Annotated in this window: 14 protein-coding genes and 1 pseudogene (1 of these 15 cut by a window edge); all 15 read left to right on the top strand. The window is 40.3% G+C overall.

The window, feature by feature from the left end:
• The first annotated feature begins 47 nt into the window (after positions 1–47).
• The gene (gene icmF / locus ACFOUV_RS14185) at positions 48–3,290 is read left to right on the top strand and encodes a fused isobutyryl-CoA mutase/GTPase IcmF (RefSeq protein WP_379497441.1); all 3,243 of its coding nucleotides are present in this window, start codon (positions 48–50) and stop codon (positions 3,288–3,290) included.
• A 669-nt stretch (positions 3,291–3,959) separates the two neighbouring features.
• Positions 3,960–4,457, top strand: coding sequence for a DNA-directed RNA polymerase subunit delta (rpoE, locus tag ACFOUV_RS14190; RefSeq protein WP_379497442.1), 498 nt, complete (start codon positions 3,960–3,962; stop codon positions 4,455–4,457).
• Between the two features lie 179 nt (positions 4,458–4,636).
• Positions 4,637–6,250 carry a CTP synthase gene (locus ACFOUV_RS14195; RefSeq protein WP_379497443.1) on the top strand — a complete coding sequence of 538 codons (1,614 nt, stop codon included), beginning with the start codon at positions 4,637–4,639 and terminating at the stop codon, positions 6,248–6,250.
• A 167-nt stretch (positions 6,251–6,417) separates the two neighbouring features.
• Positions 6,418–6,777, top strand: coding sequence for a response regulator (locus ACFOUV_RS14200; protein ID WP_379497444.1), 360 nt, complete (start codon positions 6,418–6,420; stop codon positions 6,775–6,777).
• Between the two features lie 272 nt (positions 6,778–7,049).
• Positions 7,050–7,907, top strand: coding sequence for a class II fructose-1,6-bisphosphate aldolase (gene fba / locus ACFOUV_RS14205; protein WP_379497445.1), 858 nt, complete (start codon positions 7,050–7,052; stop codon positions 7,905–7,907).
• A 105-nt stretch (positions 7,908–8,012) separates the two neighbouring features.
• Entirely contained in the window at positions 8,013–8,657 is a 645-nt protein-coding gene (gene fsa, locus ACFOUV_RS14210; protein WP_379497446.1) for a fructose-6-phosphate aldolase, read from the top strand.
• A gap of 161 nt (positions 8,658–8,818) precedes the next feature.
• Positions 8,819–10,098, top strand: a pseudogene (locus ACFOUV_RS14215) (UDP-N-acetylglucosamine 1-carboxyvinyltransferase).
• A gap of 790 nt (positions 10,099–10,888) precedes the next feature.
• A complete protein-coding gene (gene rho / locus ACFOUV_RS14220; protein WP_379497447.1) occupies positions 10,889–12,169 on the top strand; it encodes a transcription termination factor Rho in 1,281 nt (426 codons plus the stop codon).
• A 181-nt stretch (positions 12,170–12,350) separates the two neighbouring features.
• A complete protein-coding gene (locus tag ACFOUV_RS14225) occupies positions 12,351–12,596 on the top strand; it encodes a type B 50S ribosomal protein L31 (protein ID WP_379497448.1) in 246 nt (81 codons plus the stop codon).
• Between the two features lie 174 nt (positions 12,597–12,770).
• Entirely contained in the window at positions 12,771–13,391 is a 621-nt protein-coding gene (locus ACFOUV_RS14230; RefSeq protein ID WP_379497449.1) for a thymidine kinase, read from the top strand.
• A 212-nt stretch (positions 13,392–13,603) separates the two neighbouring features.
• A complete protein-coding gene (locus ACFOUV_RS14235; RefSeq protein ID WP_379497450.1) occupies positions 13,604–14,179 on the top strand; it encodes a nuclease-related domain-containing protein in 576 nt (191 codons plus the stop codon).
• Positions 14,180–14,842: 663 nt separating this feature from the next.
• A complete protein-coding gene (gene prfA / locus ACFOUV_RS14240; protein WP_379497451.1) occupies positions 14,843–15,913 on the top strand; it encodes a peptide chain release factor 1 in 1,071 nt (356 codons plus the stop codon).
• A 1-nt stretch (position 15,914) separates the two neighbouring features.
• Positions 15,915–16,787: a peptide chain release factor N(5)-glutamine methyltransferase gene (prmC, locus tag ACFOUV_RS14245; protein ID WP_379497452.1), complete on the top strand. Its 873-nt coding sequence runs from the start codon at positions 15,915–15,917 to the stop codon at positions 16,785–16,787.
• 547 nt (positions 16,788–17,334) lie between these two features.
• Positions 17,335–17,895 (top strand): helix-turn-helix domain-containing protein, encoded by a 561-nt coding sequence (locus ACFOUV_RS14250; RefSeq protein ID WP_379497453.1) that lies wholly within the window; start codon positions 17,335–17,337, stop codon positions 17,893–17,895.
• 89 nt (positions 17,896–17,984) lie between these two features.
• Positions 17,985–18,324: the 5' portion of an IS3 family transposase gene (locus ACFOUV_RS14255; RefSeq protein ID WP_449290039.1), read on the top strand. Its footprint extends 155 nt past the window's final position; the window shows 340 of its 495 coding nt (coding positions 1–340); it begins with the start codon at positions 17,985–17,987; its stop codon lies beyond the right edge, outside the window.

An 18,324-nucleotide genomic window follows, 5' to 3' on the forward strand; every position in this document is an offset into this window, starting at 1 on the left:
AGTAAAAATGAAGTCGCTTTATTTCCAAAAAGAGGAGGATGAATGTGATGGAACAAGTTAACGTGTATTCACCGAAAAACCCTGTCCGGTTTGTGACCGCATCGAGTCTATTTGATGGGCATGATGCATCCATCAATATTATGAGGAGAATCCTGCAGGCAAGTGGTGCAGAAGTTATTCACCTAGGACATAACAGATCGGTGGAGGAAGTAGTTCATGCTGCTATTCAGGAGGATGTTCAAGCTATTGCTATGTCATCCTATCAAGGCGGACATGTGGAATACTTTAAATATATGGTTGACCTGTTGAAGGAACTTGGTGCCGAGCACATCAAAGTATATGGCGGTGGTGGCGGTACCATTATCCCACGAGAAATTAAAGAACTTCATGACTATGGCTTGGATTGGATTTTTTCGCCGGAAGATGGTCGTAAATACGGATTGCAGGGCATGATTAACCGCATGCTTGAACAGTCTGATTTTATCCCACCCATCGATATGGAAAAAGATTTGGAAAAACTTCAGCAGAGCGATCGAAAGGCAATTGCAAAATTTATTACGTACGTGGAAAGCGATCAAAGTGATCCAGACGAAAAACAGCAGGTTCTCGAATCTTTAAAAGAAAAAGGAAACAAGGATATTCCAGTACTCGGAATTACCGGAACAGGTGGTGCAGGTAAAAGTTCATTGACAGATGAGTTGATCCGTCGTTTTATGAATGAAGTGGATGATAAAAAAGTGGCAATCATATCCATCGATCCAACGAAAAGGAAAACAGGTGGCGCATTGCTTGGAGACCGTATCCGCATGAATGCAATTTTCACGGACCGGGTTTACATGCGATCCTTGGCAACGCGGGATTCCAGATCGGAACTGTCAAGAGCAATTCAGGACGTCATTGATGTAGTAAGGGCCTCTGGCTATGACTTTATTATTGTGGAAACGAGCGGGATTGGTCAGGGTGATGCGGCTATCACGGACATCACTAATCTTTCGATGTATGTCATGACAGCGGAATTCGGTGCGCCTACACAACTAGAAAAAATTGACATGATTGATTATGCAGATTTTATCGTTATTAATAAATTTGAACAAAAAGGTTCAGAGGATGCCCTGAATCAGGTCCGCAAACAATATGAACGGAGCCATATGCTTTTCCACCAGGATAAAAACAAATTTCCGGTGTATGGAACCATTGCAAGTCAGTTTAATGATGCTGGTACCAATGCGTTATTTGCATCACTTATTGATACATTGAACGATCAATACCAGTGGGATGAAACGATAAATTTTGAAAGAAATATTATTTCGGAGAAACAAAACAGCATCATTAACAATGATCGCAGACACTATTTACGTGAAATCGCAACACATATTCGGAACTATCACCAGCGTGTTGATAAACAGAGTAATATAGCTAGAAAGCTTTATCAGCTGGAGGGAACGAAGGAAGTATTGGAAGATGCAACGGTTATAGAAGTTCTTGATCAAACAATTGATCAATATCGTGAACAATTAGACCCCGAGGCAAAAAAACTGCTTCACTCCTGGGATGCTCTTAACGAAAGTTATCGTGGAGACACAATGACTTTTTCCATCAGAGATAAGGAAATTGACATGGATATAACCACCGAATCATTATCTGGCCTTAAAATTCCAAAAGTGGCATTCCCAAGATTCCAGGATTGGGGCGAACGTCTAACATGGATGCTGAAGGAAAATGTGCCGGGATTCTTCCCGTTTACAGCTGGTGTTTTTCCATTTAAACGAAAAGGGGAGGACCCAACTCGCCAGTTTGCAGGTGAAGGAACTCCGGAACGGACCAACCGCCGCTTTCACTATCTTTCTAAAAACGATGACGCAAAAAGACTGTCGACTGCCTTTGACTCGGTGACATTATACGGGGAGGACCCAGCGGAACGCCCCGATATATACGGGAAGGTTGGCGAAAGTGGAGTAAATATTTGTACGCTTGAAGATATGAAAAAGCTGTATGCTGGTTTCGATTTAACGAATCCGCTTACATCCGTTTCGATGACAATCAATGGCCCTGCACCAATTATTTTGGCAATGTATTTTAATACAGCAATTGATCAGCAAGTAGAGGTATTTAAATCGGAAAACGGACGCACACCAAACGATAAAGAGTATGTGGAATTGAAAGATAAAACCATTTCTGTTATCCGCGGCACCGTACAGGCAGATATTTTAAAAGAAGACCAAGGCCAAAATACATGTATCTTTTCCACCGAATTTGCATTACGAATGATGGGTGACATTCAGGAATATTTCATTGAAAAAAATGTACGTAATTATTATTCAGTCTCCATTTCGGGATATCATATTGCGGAAGCAGGTGCAAATCCAATTACGCAGCTTGCTTTTACATTGGCAAACGGATTTACGTATGTGGAGTATTATTTAAGCAGGGGGATGGATGTGAATAAATTTGCACAGAATTTATCCTTCTTCTTTTCCAATGGACTGGATCCAGAATATACGGTTATCGGTCGTGTAGCACGCAGGATTTGGGCAATTACGATGCGCGATAAATATGGTGCCAATGAACGAAGTCAGAAACTGAAATACCATGTTCAGACATCGGGCCGTTCCTTGCATGCACAGGAAATTGATTTCAATGATATCCGTACAACGTTGCAGGCGGTATTAGCGATACAGGATAATACGAATTCATTGCATACGAATGCATATGATGAGGCCATTACGACCCCAACAGAAGAATCGGTAAGACGCGCCATGGCTATTCAAATGATCATCAACAAAGAATTCGGTCTTGCGAAAAATGAGAACTCCCTGCAAGGTTCGTTCATTGTGGATGAGCTGACAGATCTTGTGGAAGAAGCGGTATTGCAGGAATTCGAAAAAATGAATGACCGTGGAGGGGTACTTGGTGCAATGGAGCGTCAATACCAACGTGGGAAAATTCAGGAAGAGTCCATGTATTATGAAGGTAAAAAACATTCCGGAGAACTTCCAATTGTCGGCGTCAATACCTATCTAAATCCGAATCCACCATCAGATGAAAAAATGGATTCCATGGAACTGGCACGTGCTTCCAAGGAAGAAAAAGAACATCAAATTACCGAATTAAGAAAGTTTCAGAATACCCACAAAGACAAAGTGGAAGAAGCATTACAACGACTCAAACACATTGCAGCATCCGGCGGGAACGTATTCCAAGAACTACTCGAAACCGTCAAAGTAGCAAGCCTAGGCCAAATCACAACCGCCCTCTATGAAGTCGGCGGACAGTATAGAAGGAATATGTAAAACGAAATGCGGAGGCGACTGTTCAGAAACGCAGGCATAAGCAAAACACCGAAAAGCGCATGGTCTTGGCGCTTGTAGGTGGATTGCTTATGACCGGAGTTTCTAGGAGCCGCAGCTGGACAAAAGAGAAAAGTGCAGCGGGCTTGCCCAGCGACGGAGGGCATAGACAAGGGACTGCAGAGCGCACGATTTTAGCGCTCGGAATGTCTCTTGCCTATGCCCCGTAGTCGCTAGCCCACGCGAAACTGGACAAATTCAAAAGCGGAGGCAACCGTTTAGGGGCGTATGGGCTGGACTGGACCGAAGGAGATAAAGGAAACACGGTGAACGTAGGGAACCGATGTTGACTTATCGTACGGAGGTATCAGGAAGCCCAATAGCCCCTGGTTGCCGGAGCTAGCCGGAAAGTGAAAAGTGCAGCGGGCTTTCCCAGCCATCCGTCCATATAAAAAAACAAAAAGCATGAAAACTTGTGAAATCAATTTAATCTCAAGTTTTCATGCTTTCATTCTGGCGTCTTGCATATATAATTGATTATAATGTAAGATATGTTTATTCTAAATGAAAAATGGTATAGTTAAGAATGTATTTTAAGTACGTGAAGTTCATGAATATAAACTAGGGGCGTAACAAAAGCCTTTAATATTTTAGTAAAGGGAGTGCATGGCCGTGAGCTTGGATAATTATAGCCGCGAAGAATTAAAAGATATGTCAATGATCGAAATGGCAACTAAAATCTTATTCGAAGAAAAGAAAGCAGTTAATTACAGAGAACTATTCGATAAAATTGCTGAAATCAAAGGATTTTCGGCGAAACATAAGAAAGAAAATATTTCGCAGTTCTATACGGATATGAATGTGGATGGTAGGTTTATTACACTTGGCTCTGGAATGTGGGGACTTAAGCGCTGGTATCCGGTTGAACAGGCGGAAGAAGAGTTAACAGAAGTTCCAAAAAAGAAAAAAGTTAAAAAGAAGAAAAAGAAAGCTGTTGAAGCCGAAGAACTAGATATCGTGGACGACGATATTGCAGAAGTTGTAGCCGATGACTTTGATGACGATGATCTTGATGATGACGATTTCGATGATGACTTTGACGAAGATGATGATCTTGATGAAGATTTGGAAGAAGAAACCGATGACGATAATGATAAGGATAAGAAGTAAAAGGGTTGCTTGACATTTTGAAGGAGTATGAGTACAATCTTTATTGGGCTCTTTGAATTCAAAAACCAAAGCGTTTCCCCAGGTATCATGGGGAAACGCTTTTCTTATTTTATTTTTAAGTTGTTAAGCAATAATAAAGATACTAACATTACAAGACAAGGTAGAAAGAAGGATGAATCGTGACTAAATATATATTTGTAACCGGTGGAGTTGTTTCTTCATTAGGTAAAGGAATTACAGCTGCTTCACTTGGTCGCCTACTGAAAAACCGTGGGTTAAAAGTGACTATCCAAAAATTTGACCCATACATTAATGTGGACCCAGGAACAATGAGTCCCTATCAGCATGGTGAAGTATTTGTAACAACTGATGGCGCAGAAACGGACTTGGATCTGGGACATTATGAGCGTTTTATTGATATTGATTTAACGAAATACAGTAATATTACAACAGGGAAAGTTTATTCAAGTGTAATCAGAAAAGAACGCCGTGGCGATTATCTTGGAGGGACAGTCCAAGTAATTCCACATATTACAAATGAAATTAAAGAACAAGTTTACCGTGCTGGCGAAGCGACAGGTGCAGATGTTGTCATTACAGAAATCGGTGGTACGGTTGGTGATATCGAATCTTTGCCATTCCTTGAAGCCATCCGTCAAATCAAGAGTGATGTAGGTAGAGATAGTGTCATGTACTTGCATTGTACCCTTGTGCCATATATTAAAGTTGCCGGTGAAATGAAAACAAAACCAACTCAGCACAGTGTGAAAGAATTACGTTCATTGGGTATTCAGCCGGACGTTATCGTTTTACGTACTGAGTTTCCAATCAGTAAAGAAGCAAAAGAGAAAATCGCATTGTTCTGTGATATTAATGAAAAAGCGGTTATTGAAATGCTTGATGCGGATACATTATATCAGGTGCCAATTGCACTTCAGGAGCAAAATCTTGATCAATTAACATGTGATCATTTTGGCTTGGACTGCGGGGAAGCAGATATGGAAGAATGGAAAAAACTCGTATCCAAAGTTAGGAATTTAAGTAAAAAAGTAGATATTGGCCTTGTAGGAAAATATGTAGAGCTTCCAGACGCTTACTTATCTGTAGTGGAGTCATTAAAGCACGCAGGATATGACTTCGATGCTGATATTAATGTTCACTGGATTAATTCAGAGCAATTAGATAAAGCAGCTATCGAGACAGAACTTTCACATGTGGACGGGATTATTGTTCCAGGTGGCTTTGGTGATCGTGGAATAGAAGGTAAAATCGAAGCGATTCGCTATGCCCGCGAAAATAATATTCCGTTTTTCGGAATCTGTCTAGGAATGCAACTTGCATCCGTTGAGTTTGCTCGTAATGTCGTAGGTCTTGAAGGTGCACATTCAGCTGAAATTGATCCAACTACAGCCTATCCAATTATTGACTTATTGCCTGAACAGAAAGATATCTCTGATTTAGGTGGTACATTACGACTTGGTGCATACCCATGTAAATTGCAAGAAGGTACGAAAACAAAAGAAGCATATAACGGCGCAGATACGATTGAAGAACGTCATCGTCATCGCTATGAGTTCAATAATGATTATCGTGAACAAATGATTGAGAAAGGCTTTATCATTTCTGGCACAAGCCCTGATGGCAGATTGGTGGAAACAATCGAACTAAAAGACCACCCATGGTTTATCGCATGCCAATTCCATCCTGAGTTCACATCCCGTCCTACAAGAGCGCAAAGCTTATTCAAAGGCTTTATCGGTGCTTCTGTAAAACAAAACAGTAAAACGAAGTAAACAAAATTAATGGCCGCTCATATGGAAGAAGATTCCAGAGGAGTGGTCTTTTCTGTATACTTGAAATGAGCTGATTTGGAAATTATTTGAAATTAAGCAGGATTATTATGAGTTACATCGAAATAATAAACGAGGGGGATATTCGAGATTAGGGGGAAATAATACATATGCCAAAAGAGATATTAGTCGTTGATGATCAGCCAGGAATCCGTTTGCTTTTAAACGATATTTTAACCAGTGAAGGTTATCGGGTTTCACTAGCGAAAACTGGTAAAGAAGCGTTGGATAAAATAAATCAAAAGTCATTTGATTTAATGATTTTGGATTACAAACTGCCGATCATTGATGGAAAAGAGGTTTTAAACATATTAGAAAAAGAGAAAATTGATATCTCTGTAATATTAATGAGTGGTATGGCTGAAAATATTAGAGAAGAAATTGAAAAAAATAATTTGGTCAAAAAAGTTATTGCAAAACCTTTTAATATAAAGGATTTTTGCGTGTACGTTGAAGAAATTTTGCTGTAAGATTTTTTTCCACATTCCTTACTTGTTGCGCCAAACAGTAGGAGTTGGTATTCTTATACTGTAAGTAAAAATAATGAGGTTTTTTTGAGTGTGTTTCAAATAGGAGGATAAAAGGATCGAGAAGTTCGAAGTGGCCAAGCTCTTGTTAGTGGAATGTATGTAAGTTAATACGTGACAGGCACAGGTAGCAAGCAAACTAGAAACATCAATGTCATTTTTGCCGGAATTTTTGAACGCGCTCTATGAATAAAAGTTCTAAGGAGGATTTTCCAATGCCGTTAGTATCTATGAAAGAAATGCTTGAAAATGGAAAACAGAATGGTTATGCAGTAGGACAGTTCAACATCAACAATCTAGAGTATATCCAAGCAATCCTGCAGGCTGCAGAAGAAGAAAAGTCACCAGTTATTCTAGGTGTTTCTGAAGGCGCTGGTAAATATATGGGTGGTTTTAACGTTGTTGTTGCAATGGTAAAATCATTAATGGAATCATATGGTACGACTGTTCCGGTTGCTATCCATTTAGACCATGGTTCAAGCTTTGATAAATGTGCACAAGCGATCCATGCAGGATTTACGTCTGTAATGATTGATGCTTCACATTCTCCAATAGAAGAAAATATTGCTTTAACTCAAAAAGTTGTAGAGCTTGCTCATCTTCATGGTGTGTCCGTTGAAGCTGAGGTTGGTACAGTAGGTGGAGAAGAAGATGGCGTAATCGGTGGTGTTATGTACGCGGATAAAAATGAATGTAAACAGCTTGTTACTGAAGCTGGCATTGACTGTCTTGCACCGGCTTTAGGGTCTGTACATGGCGAATATGATGGAGAACCAAACCTAGGCTTTGCTGAAATGGAAGAAATCCTAAATCTTGTACAAGTTCCTTTAGTATTACATGGTGGTACAGGAATCCCAACAAAAGATATTAAAAAAGCAATTTCATTGGGAACAGCAAAAATTAATGTAAATACGGAGAATCAACTTGCTCAAGCAAAAGCAGTTCGCGAAACATTGAACGCAAAACCAAATCTTTATGATCCACGTAAATACTTAGGACCTGGTTCTGAAGCAATTAAAGAAACAGTTAAAGGTAAAATGCGTGAATTCGGCTCTGCGCAACAAGCTTTATAAGAGCGGAAGGCTACAAGATCAAAAATAAATAAAGTCTAAAGCTGTTCCTTTTGGTTCAGCTTTTACGTACATACAAAAATATGGGAAAAGTGAAGGTGAATATACATGAAATTTTTTATTGATACAGCAAACATTGAGGAAATTCGTCAGGCTAATGAACTTGGAGTGTTAGCAGGAGTTACTACAAACCCTAGTCTGGTTGCTAAAGAAGGCGTTTCTTTTCATGAACGTCTACGCGAAATAACTTCAGAAGTAAAAGTAGGATCTGTAAGTGCAGAAGTTATCGCTGAAGATGCAGCAGGTATGATTGAAGAAGGTAAGGAACTGGCTGCAATCGCACCAAACATTACTGTGAAAGTCCCAATGACATTGGAAGGACTAAAAGCTGTTAAAGCATTTAGTGACCTGAACATTAAAACAAATGTTACATTGATCTTCAATGCTAACCAAGCATTACTTGCTGCACGTGCAGGAGCAACATATGTATCCCCATTCCTTGGACGTCTGGATGATATCGGTCAAGACGGAATGACATTAGTAGCAACAATTGCAGAAATTTTCGATCGTCATGATATTAGCACAGAGATCATTGCTGCATCAATCCGCCATCCACTACATGTTACAGATGCAGCGGTAAATGGAGCGCATATTGCAACAATTCCTTATAATGTTTTGTCTTCACTTGTGAAACATCCGTTAACAGATCAAGGAATTGAAAAGTTCATGGCGGATTGGAATAATCAAAAATAATTGTATGAAATTGGCAAAAATGAAAATGATAAGTACAGGAGTTAGTTCTAGTACTTGGTAACAAACATCGGTCTTGTCATTTTTCCATGACCGAACTACTACATGAAATGACGTGTGTTCAAATATTTCTTTGGACAACCTCTCAGGAACGAGGTATTCAAATGCAGAAATTGTTAATTGAAGGTGGCCATGAATTAAATGGCGAAGTTCGAGTCAGCGGAGCAAAGAATAGTGCGGTAGCTTTATTGCCAGCATCCATTTTGGCAGATTCAGCTGTTACCATTGAAGGACTTCCGGAAATCTCTGATGTTCAAACATTGGGTGACCTTCTGGTGGTGGGAGTGTATCCCTCAATGGACAGGCGATGACAATCAACCCTGAAAAGATGGTTGCAATGCCTTTGCCGAATGGGAAGGTGAAAAAGCTGCGTGCCTCCTATTATTTTATGGGAGCGATGCTTGGTAAGTTCAATAAGGCTGTTATTGGACTCCCGGGAGGCTGCTATCTTGGTCCACGACCTATCGATCAGCATATTAAAGGCTTTGAAGCACTCGGAGCCGAAGTCACAAATGAACAAGGCGCTATCTATTTGCGTGCAAAAGAGCTGAGAGGTGCCAGGATTTATTTGGATGTGGTCAGTGTAGGTGCAACCATTAATATCATGCTTGCTGCCGTAAAGGCAAAAGGTAAAACAGTAATTGAAAATGCAGCGAAAGAACCAGAAATTATTGATGTTGCAACATTACTTACCAATATGGGTGCAAAAATTAAAGGTGTAGGTACAGATGTGATTCGTATTGAAGGTGTCACCTCGCTGCATGGATGTAATCACACCATCATTCCGGACCGCATTGAAGCAGGCACATATGCAATTGCAGCTGCTGCACAGGGAAAAGAAGTTATTATTGATAATGTTATTTCCCAGCATATGGAGTCACTCATTGCAAAATTACGTGAAATGGATGTCACTGTAGAGGAAAGCGATGAACAACTTTACATCGCCAGAAGAAGCCCATTAAAGAGCGTGGACGTAAAAACACTCGTTTACCCTGGATTTCCAACAGATCTTCAGCAGCCATTCACAACACTATTAACAAAAGCAACCGGTACAGGTGTTGTAACAGATACAATCTATTCTGCAAGACTGAAACATATTGATGAACTAAGAAGAATGAATGCTGTTATTAAGGTGGAAGGTGGATCTGTGATTATCTCCGGACCTGTGCAGTTGGAAGGTGCAAGAGTGAAAGCAACCGACCTCCGTGCCGGTGCTGCACTAGTGATTGCTGGTCTGATGTCCAATGGTATTACAGAAGTTACCGGGGTGGAGCATATTGATCGAGGCTATCAAAAAATTACAGAGAAATTAACCAACCTCGGGGCAAAAATCTGGCGCGAAGAAATGACGGAACAAGAAATTTTACAATTTCAAAATTCATAACAAAAGCGGAAGCGACCGGACAAAGGAATGGCCGACTAAAACCGGCTCGTCCTGAACCAACGTCGGCATGACCTGCATCCTGCAGGCCCGCGTATGGACTGCGCCCCACAGGACGTGGGGTGGTTCAACTTTGCCACGTGATGTGGCGGTCTTAGTTGAACTTCCTTGTATAAAGGAAACACAGTGAACGTTAGTGAACTGATGTTGACTTATCGTACGGAGGTCTCAGGAAGTCCACTAGACCCTGGTCGCTGCAGCTAGCCGTTCAAAATCTTACTCCATGACCATCCTTGTAAATATATTCTTTTAGGATGAGAAGCCTTAACCAAATTGCTAAATGAATAAAGGAAGCCAATTGTATGTTGGCTTCCTTTTCTATAACTATACTATCTATCAAAAGAACTTCTCCATTTCATACAATGCAAGAATAAAGCATTAATATTTAATATTTATTAAAATGATATTGAATATTGCCTTCTAAAAGAGTAATATAATATATGTTTAATACAGGCATATCTTGGCGAATCTATTTGTACACGGAAAACTGTGTCCATCATTAGAAAAAAGAATCTTGAGACTTCTATTAAAGCTTCTGTTAAACTCTGCACTTCTTCAAGAACATCCTTCCATTAGAAGTGGAAAAATCAAAACAATTTTATACAGCAATTATTTATTTTATGTAATTAATCTTGGTTAAAAATGCGGTAATCAATAAGCAACACAGCAATATTTCCCGCAGAAAAGGTAAACCTTCCTAACAAAAGATCAAAGGAATAGGCGTGGTGATTGAGTGGACACATTAACAATCTCTAATTTAGAGACAATGACATTAAAAGAAATTTATACATTGGCCAAAGAATACAAAGTATCTTACTATTCTAAACTGACCAAAAAAGAACTTATTTTTGCAATTTTAAAAGCGCAGGCAGAGAAGGACGGTTTTCTGTTTATGAATGGCGTGTTGGAAATCATCCCTTCAGAGGGGTTCGGTTTCCTGAGACCCATTAACTATTCGCCAAGTGCTGAAGACATTTACATTTCCGCATCCCAAATCCGTCGTTTCGACTTAAGAAATGGGGATAAGGTATCTGGTAAAGTACGTCCTCCGAAAGAAAACGAACGTTATTATGGTTTATTGCATGTGGATGCAGTTAACGACGAAGACCCGGATTCCTCAAAGGAACGGATACATTTTCCTGGCTTAACAGCCCTTTATCCAGATCGTGTAATCAAATTAGAAACAGAATCACACAGGCTTTCAAGTCGAATTATGGACCTCATGACACCAGTCGGTTTCGGACAGCGTGGCCTTATTGTTGCACCACCAAAGGCCGGTAAAACAATGTTGATTAAAGAAATTGCAAACAGCATTTCAAAAAATCATCCCGAAGCAAAGCTGATTATTCTGTTGGTTGATGAACGTCCGGAAGAAGTAACAGATATTGAACGTTCCGTAGCACCGGATGTGGATGTCGTTAGTTCGACATTTGATGAAGTGCCGGAAAGTCATATCAAAGTATCTGAGCTTGTACTGGAACGTGCAATGCGTTTAGTAGAGCACAAACGGGATGTTATCGTACTTATGGATAGTATTACACGTTTGGCCCGTGCATATAACTTGGTTATCCCACCAAGTGGACGTACGCTTTCAGGGGGGATTGACCCAGCTGCATTCCATCGTCCAAAACGTTTCTTTGGGGCAGCAAGAAATATCGAAGAAGGCGGAAGTTTCACCATCCTGGCAACAGCACTTGTAGAAACAGGATCCCGTATGGATGATGTTATTTACGAAGAATTTAAGGGTACAGGTAATATGGAACTGCATCTTGCCCGTAGTTTAGCAGAACGCAGAATTTTCCCTGCCATAGACGTGTTACGTTCCGGAACCCGTAAAGAAGAACTGCTCGTTGATAAAGGTCACTTAGATAAAATGTGGGCAATTCGTAAAACGATGCAGGATTCACATGATTTCCTCGAACGCTTCCTAAAACGACTAAAAGCATCAAAAAGCAATGAAGAGTTTTTACAGGCAATGGACGAGGAAATGAAGCGAAAAGGCATGTCCAAATAGGGAAAGAGCCGTAACATATTATCCCATAACTTTGGGAAAAATAAGTTTGTCCCTATTGCATTCGTGCTGCCAGACTGGTATAATCTTTCTATGTGAGTTTAGATAAGGTGTAATGCCACCTATGACGTCTCTTGCAATAACTCTGTTTCTCAGGACTCAGGGCAAAAAGGAGTGGAAGAACATGAAAAAGGATATTCATCCAGAGTACAGGAAAGTAGTTTTTCTTGATACTAGTTCAGAGTACAAATTCTTGAGCGGATCAACAAGAGGATCTAACGAAACAATTGAATGGGAAGATGGTAACACCTACCCACTAATCAAAGTCGAGATCAGCTCTGATTCGCACCCATTCTACACAGGTAAACAAAAAGCAGACAAAGTCGGCGGCCGTGTAGATCGATTCAAGAAAAAATATAATATGAAATAAGAAGGCTGAGGCGATTGCCCAGCTCTTATCAATTCTAGAAGGACAGGCAAAATGTCTATATTTTGCCTGTTTTTTTACTTTTAAATTTGAAAAAAATGATAGTTATGTCGAAATTAGTGGTAAACTAATCACGGTACATAAAGATAATTTACCGTGATGAGAGGGGTTCCCAACATGTATGTAATGAAACAAAGCGGCTGGGTGGAGGTAATATGCGGTAGCATGTTTTCCGGGAAATCAGAAGAACTGATTCGCCGTGTACGCAGAGCAACCTATGCAAATTTATCCGTCCGCGTATTCAAACCGGCCATCGATGACCGCTATGATGATACAGCAGTCGTCTCTCACAACGGCACATCCACTATTGCTCGTCCCATTCAAAAATCAGTAGAAATACTTGACCATATTGACCACAATGTTGACATTGTTGGAATAGATGAAGTCCAATTTTTTGATGAGTTAGTTGTTGAGATCGCAGAAGAACTTGCGAACAGAGGCATCCGCGTAATCACTGCAGGACTGGACACAGATTTCCGTGGCGAACCATTCGGACCGGTGCCAAAGCTGATGGCACTCAGCGAATCCGTAACCAAACTGAATGCAATCTGCCCGGTATGTGGATCTCCAGCAAGTCGCACCCAGCGCCTGATTAACGGCCATCCGGCATCCTACGATGATCCAATCATCCTTGTCGGCGCATCCGAGTCCTATGAACCAAGATGTCGCCATCACCATGACGTACCCAACAAACCAACCAGCAACCTGATTCAAAATCAGATAAAAGCTGTGAAATAGACTGAAAAGCATCCGACCTGGGTGCTTTTTTATGATGATTCGCGGAATAATTAACCAATTAGCGGATAAAATTTTCTTTTCGCTGATAAAGTTAGTACATTCGCGGAATTATCCTGAGAATCCGCGGAATGAACAACTAAGTTGAAAAATAAAAGAGGAAATAAGCACTTGTTTGTAGAAATAGTAGTCAAGAAAAGGAGTGATTTTATAAGATGATTGTGAAGCAACATGACAAATTAATTGAAGTGTTAAAATTAGAGGCGTTAGAAAGTAGGATTGCCCTTTATCATCCAAAAAAAGAGAGAGTAGTAACGGATCTGAAAAAAAAGAAATCAGAAATAGCTGGAGAGAAGGAAGTGGATTATCCACTCGGCTTCCTGGATTATGACAAGTTCTTCATTCTCCATAATATTAGGCTGGAAGATGATAATGGTTATTTTCAAATCGATACATTGGTACTTTTTGAGAAATACAATCTTATCCTTGAGGTGAAAAACTGGCAAGGTACAGTTATTTTCGATGCAAATGGACAAGTTATCCGTAAGCGCACCAATGAAGAAGAAGAAGGATTCCCAAACCCTATTCCCCAAGTAAAAACACAAACATTTCGCCTCCAAAAATGGCTCAGAAAACATAACTTTCCCGAAGTAGAGATTGAATCCTTTGTCGTAATCAGTTTTCCGAGTACCATTATAAAACCAGCGCATTCATCGGTAACTATCCCTGAACAAGTAATCCATAACAGTCAGCTTTATTTCAAAATAATGGAGTTGGAGAAGAAATATTGAGCCGATTATCAATCGCCACATAATAAAAGAAATGGCGCACAAGTTAACGGAACAACACACCCCTCCAGTCAACAATATTCTTGATAAATATAATCTTAATAAAAGCGATTTAATAAAGGGTATATTCTGTCCGGAATGTCAAAGCGTGCCAATGAATAGATGGAAGCAGAAGTGGTATTGTACGCATTGTGGAGTTTTTTCCAAACATGCGCATAATAATGCCCTCCATGATTATAAATTATTAATTGGAAATACAATTACAAACCAACAAGCAAGAGACTTTTTATTATTAAATTCCCCGGATACAGCGCGCAGAATATTGTTAAAGGGAAATTTTATTAAGATCGGCACTACAAAGAGCAGTAAATATCGATTCGCGGAATAAACAATGTAATCGCGGATAAAATCTTATAATCGCGGAAATACATGGAAATTCGCGGATATAGCTAACAGATTCGCGGGAATATGAAAAAATCCACGGAAAAAGCGTTCAGTCTTCGCGCTCAGGTCGATGATCTGCACAAAAGCCTATCAACAAATAAAAATTATACTCCGCCAACCGGCCCGCGAACCAACACCCGCACCCAAACCATCCGCCGCCAATTGACCACAATACCCTGCTTATACTATAATTAGACTGTTAATCAGAAAGAGGTGACCGTGATGTTAGATCGTTTACAAACATTGGAAGATCGTTATAATAAATTGAATGAGATGCTGAGTGATCCAGAAATTATAAGTGACACGAAGAAACTGCGTGAATATTCGAAGGAACAATCAGGCCTGGAAGATGTTGTTCAGGTATATCGTGAATATAAAGATATATCAAGTCAGTTGAAAGATGCGAAGGCAATGCTGGAAGATAAATTGGATGCTGATATGCACGATATGGTGAAAGCAGAAATTGATGAGCTTAACGACACCAAAAAAGAGTTGGAAGAGAAAATGAGAATTCTCCTGCTTCCAAAAGATCCGAATGATGATAAAAACGTATTTATGGAAATCCGCGGTGCGGCGGGTGGAGATGAAGCGGCATTATTTGCTGGGGATTTATATCGTATGTATTCCCGTTATGCCGAGAGCCAGGGCTGGAAAATTGAAATCATGGAAGCAAGCTCCACAGGTGTTGGTGGTTATAAAGAAATCATCTTTATGATTGACGGGAAAGATGTATATTCCAAACTGAAATATGAAAATGGAGCACATCGTGTACAACGTGTGCCAGAGACAGAATCTGGGGGAAGGATCCATACGTCAACTGCAACGGTTGCTGTTTTACCTGAAGCAGAAGAAGTCGAAGTGGAGATTCATGATAAGGATATTCGTGTGGATACTTTTGCATCCAGTGGACCTGGTGGGCAAAGTGTAAATACAACGATGTCTGCGGTTCGTCTGACACATGAACCGACTGGTACTGTCGTTTCCATACAGGATGAAAAATCTCAAATCAAAAATAAAGAAAAAGCAATGAAAGTATTGCGTGCCCGTGTATATGATAAATTCAATCAAGAAGCACAGGCGGAGTATGATGAGAACAGAAAATCGGCAGTGGGAACTGGTGACCGTTCTGAGCGAATTCGTACGTATAACTTCCCGCAAAATCGTGTGACAGATCACCGTATCGGGCTTACCATTCAGAAGCTCGATCAAATTGTGCAAGGTAAATTGGATGAATTTATCGACGCATTAATCATGGAAGAACAAGCAAAGCGTCTGGAACAGATTGGGGAATAAGATGACACAATCAACTAAGCAATTTGAAGTCCTTCGTTGGGCTTCTCTTTTTTTAGAAAAACATGATCGGGAGCCCCGGGTCGCGGAGATCCTCCTGCAACATCATTTACATGTAACAAGGTCGCAATTTTTCATGTTGATGCAGGATCCCATCCCACAGGATATAGTCAATCGATTCCAAGCTGATATTGAAAAACATGCAGAAACGGGTATCCCAGTACAGCATCTCACAGGGTTTGAGAGTTTTTATGGCAGGGACTTTACTGTCAATAAACATGTACTCATACCTAGGCCGGAAACAGAGGAGCTTGTTCAGCATGTCATCCAGCATGCAGAAAACCGTGATAACGAGCGGCTGACCATCGTTGATATTGGTACAGGAAGTGGTGTCATAGCCATCACCCTTGCCCTGGAACTGCCACACGCAACCATCTATGCAACCGACATCTCAAAATATGCCCTCATGGTCGCCAAACAGAACGCAGAAAAGCTGCAAGCCAATGTCACCTTTTTGCAAGGCGATTTTCTGCAACCGGTGATCGGTGAAGGCATCCAAGCAGATATCATCGTCTCCAATCCACCTTATATTGCAAAAGCAGATGCACACTCTTTATCGGATACGGTGAAAAATTTTGATCCGGAGCTAGCTCTATTTGCGGAAAACAATGGACTGGCAGCATATCAAAAGATTATTGGCCAAGCACCGAAAGTAATAAGAAAAAGAGGATTGCTTGCTTTTGAAATCGGACATGAGCAAAGTGAAACAATGCATAAACTCATCCATGAAGTATTTCCGAAGAGCAACGTCACGACCATCCAGGATATTAATAAAAAAGACCGGATCGTGTCAGCTGAGATCAATAATAAGCTTTAAGTCTATAATTACTGAACTTTCACAGCGGTAAAATAGGCACAAATAGATAACTGGGATAAACTCAGAATGTCTCTACTAAAACACCTTGCTAAACCAGGTAAAAATAAGGCTATTTTAATGTTTGTTGTTTTTATAATTCTCGCAGTTGAGATAAAATGCGAAGTATCTGCTGGCTGATTTTCAGGAGACGTGTGCTTTTGTCGCCGTCCGGGATCGCTCTGGGCGGATGCTTTCCGCGGGCACGGCCTCAGCCTCCTCGAGAAACCCACTCTGCGGGGGCTTCGGACACGTGCTGTTCCCGCAGGAGTCACCGCCCGCCGCTCACCCGGACTGGTACAGTTGTGATACGATTTTTATATAATATCACTAAGCTTTTAATTTTTTGTAGGCTTAACACCAGCTCTGGGAAATATACGAAGACTCCAGCGGGAGGAAAGGCATAGGTGAGACTCTGAAATGCGTTAGCATGAAGAGGCTCACCAGCCGCCCGCGAACCTGACCTGACCCCCATAAGTTAGAGTAAAAATAATTTATGGGGGTTAGGTTTATGGCAACGTACAGTAAAGATTTTAAGGTAAAGGTCGCAGAAGAATATATTGAAGGGAAATTGAGTTATAGACGGTTAGCGGAAAAATACAAGGTACCAACGACTACGCTTCGAGGTTGGGTAAGAATTTATAAGTATTACGGGTCAAATAAATTAGTGCAAAATGAACAAAAACAAAGTGTTTACTCTGTTCAATTCAAGTTAGATGTATTAAGCTTTATGAAGAGCACAGGTGCTTCCGTGTCCGACACAGCTCTTCAGTTTGGAATAAAGAATCCATCTATGATTTCTCGATGGCAAAAGATATTTCTTGAAGGCAATTTGGGAGCCCTGGATAAACAGAGGGGACTGCTTTCTATGGCTAATAAACCTAATAATGAAGCGAAGAAAAAGCGAAATGATAAAGAAAAATCTCTTCCGAAATTAGAAAGAGAAAATGAACTTTTACGTTTAGAGGTGGCATACCTAAAAAAGTTGCGAGCTTTTCAGGAGGATCCGGAGTCCTATCTAGAAAAGCACAAGCAGCGTTATCACTCGAACTCAAAGAAGAATTCAAATTAAAAGATGTCTTACAAATAGTTGGTATGCCTGAATCTAGCTATCATTATCATGTGAAGGTTTTAAAAGAAAATGTAAACCCCGATGCAGAAATGAAAGAGCTTATTCAAGCAAAATTTAAAGAACATAACGGTGATTACGGTTATCGTAGAATCACAGACCAATTAAGACAAGAAGGTCATATAATCAATTATAAAAGAGTTCAGCGTCTCATGACGGTGCTGGATTTAAAATGTAAGAAATTTGGTAGGAAATCAAGAAAGTATAATTCTTATAAAGGTACAGTAGGTAAAATAGCGAAAAATCGTATGAAGCGCCGTTTCAGCACATCTATACCGTTTCAAAAATTAACGACAGACATTACAGAATTTAAATGTTTAGATGGGAAGAAATTATATCTCAATCCAATTATAGATATGTTTAATGGAGAAA

Source organism: Oceanobacillus longus, from assembly GCF_042650085.1.
Lineage (GTDB): Bacteria > Bacillota > Bacilli > Bacillales > Amphibacillaceae > Oceanobacillus > Oceanobacillus longus.

What these genes read in the sequence shown, in the direction of transcription:
- icmF (WP_379497441.1), top strand. Translation starts at nt 48, where the DNA reads ATGGAACAAGTTAACGTGTATTCACCGAAAAACCCTGTCCGGTTTGTG.
- ACFOUV_RS14200 (WP_379497444.1), top strand. Translation starts at nt 6,418, where the DNA reads ATGCCAAAAGAGATATTAGTCGTTGATGATCAGCCAGGAATCCGTTTG.
- fba (WP_379497445.1), top strand. Translation starts at nt 7,050, where the DNA reads ATGCCGTTAGTATCTATGAAAGAAATGCTTGAAAATGGAAAACAGAAT.
- fsa (WP_379497446.1), top strand. Translation starts at nt 8,013, where the DNA reads ATGAAATTTTTTATTGATACAGCAAACATTGAGGAAATTCGTCAGGCT.
- ACFOUV_RS14225 (WP_379497448.1), top strand. Translation starts at nt 12,351, where the DNA reads ATGAAAAAGGATATTCATCCAGAGTACAGGAAAGTAGTTTTTCTTGAT.
- ACFOUV_RS14230 (WP_379497449.1), top strand. Translation starts at nt 12,771, where the DNA reads ATGTATGTAATGAAACAAAGCGGCTGGGTGGAGGTAATATGCGGTAGC.
- ACFOUV_RS14235 (WP_379497450.1), top strand. Translation starts at nt 13,604, where the DNA reads ATGATTGTGAAGCAACATGACAAATTAATTGAAGTGTTAAAATTAGAG.
- prfA (WP_379497451.1), top strand. Translation starts at nt 14,843, where the DNA reads ATGTTAGATCGTTTACAAACATTGGAAGATCGTTATAATAAATTGAAT.
- prmC (WP_379497452.1), top strand. Translation starts at nt 15,915, where the DNA reads ATGACACAATCAACTAAGCAATTTGAAGTCCTTCGTTGGGCTTCTCTT.
- ACFOUV_RS14250 (WP_379497453.1), top strand. Translation starts at nt 17,335, where the DNA reads ATGGCAACGTACAGTAAAGATTTTAAGGTAAAGGTCGCAGAAGAATAT.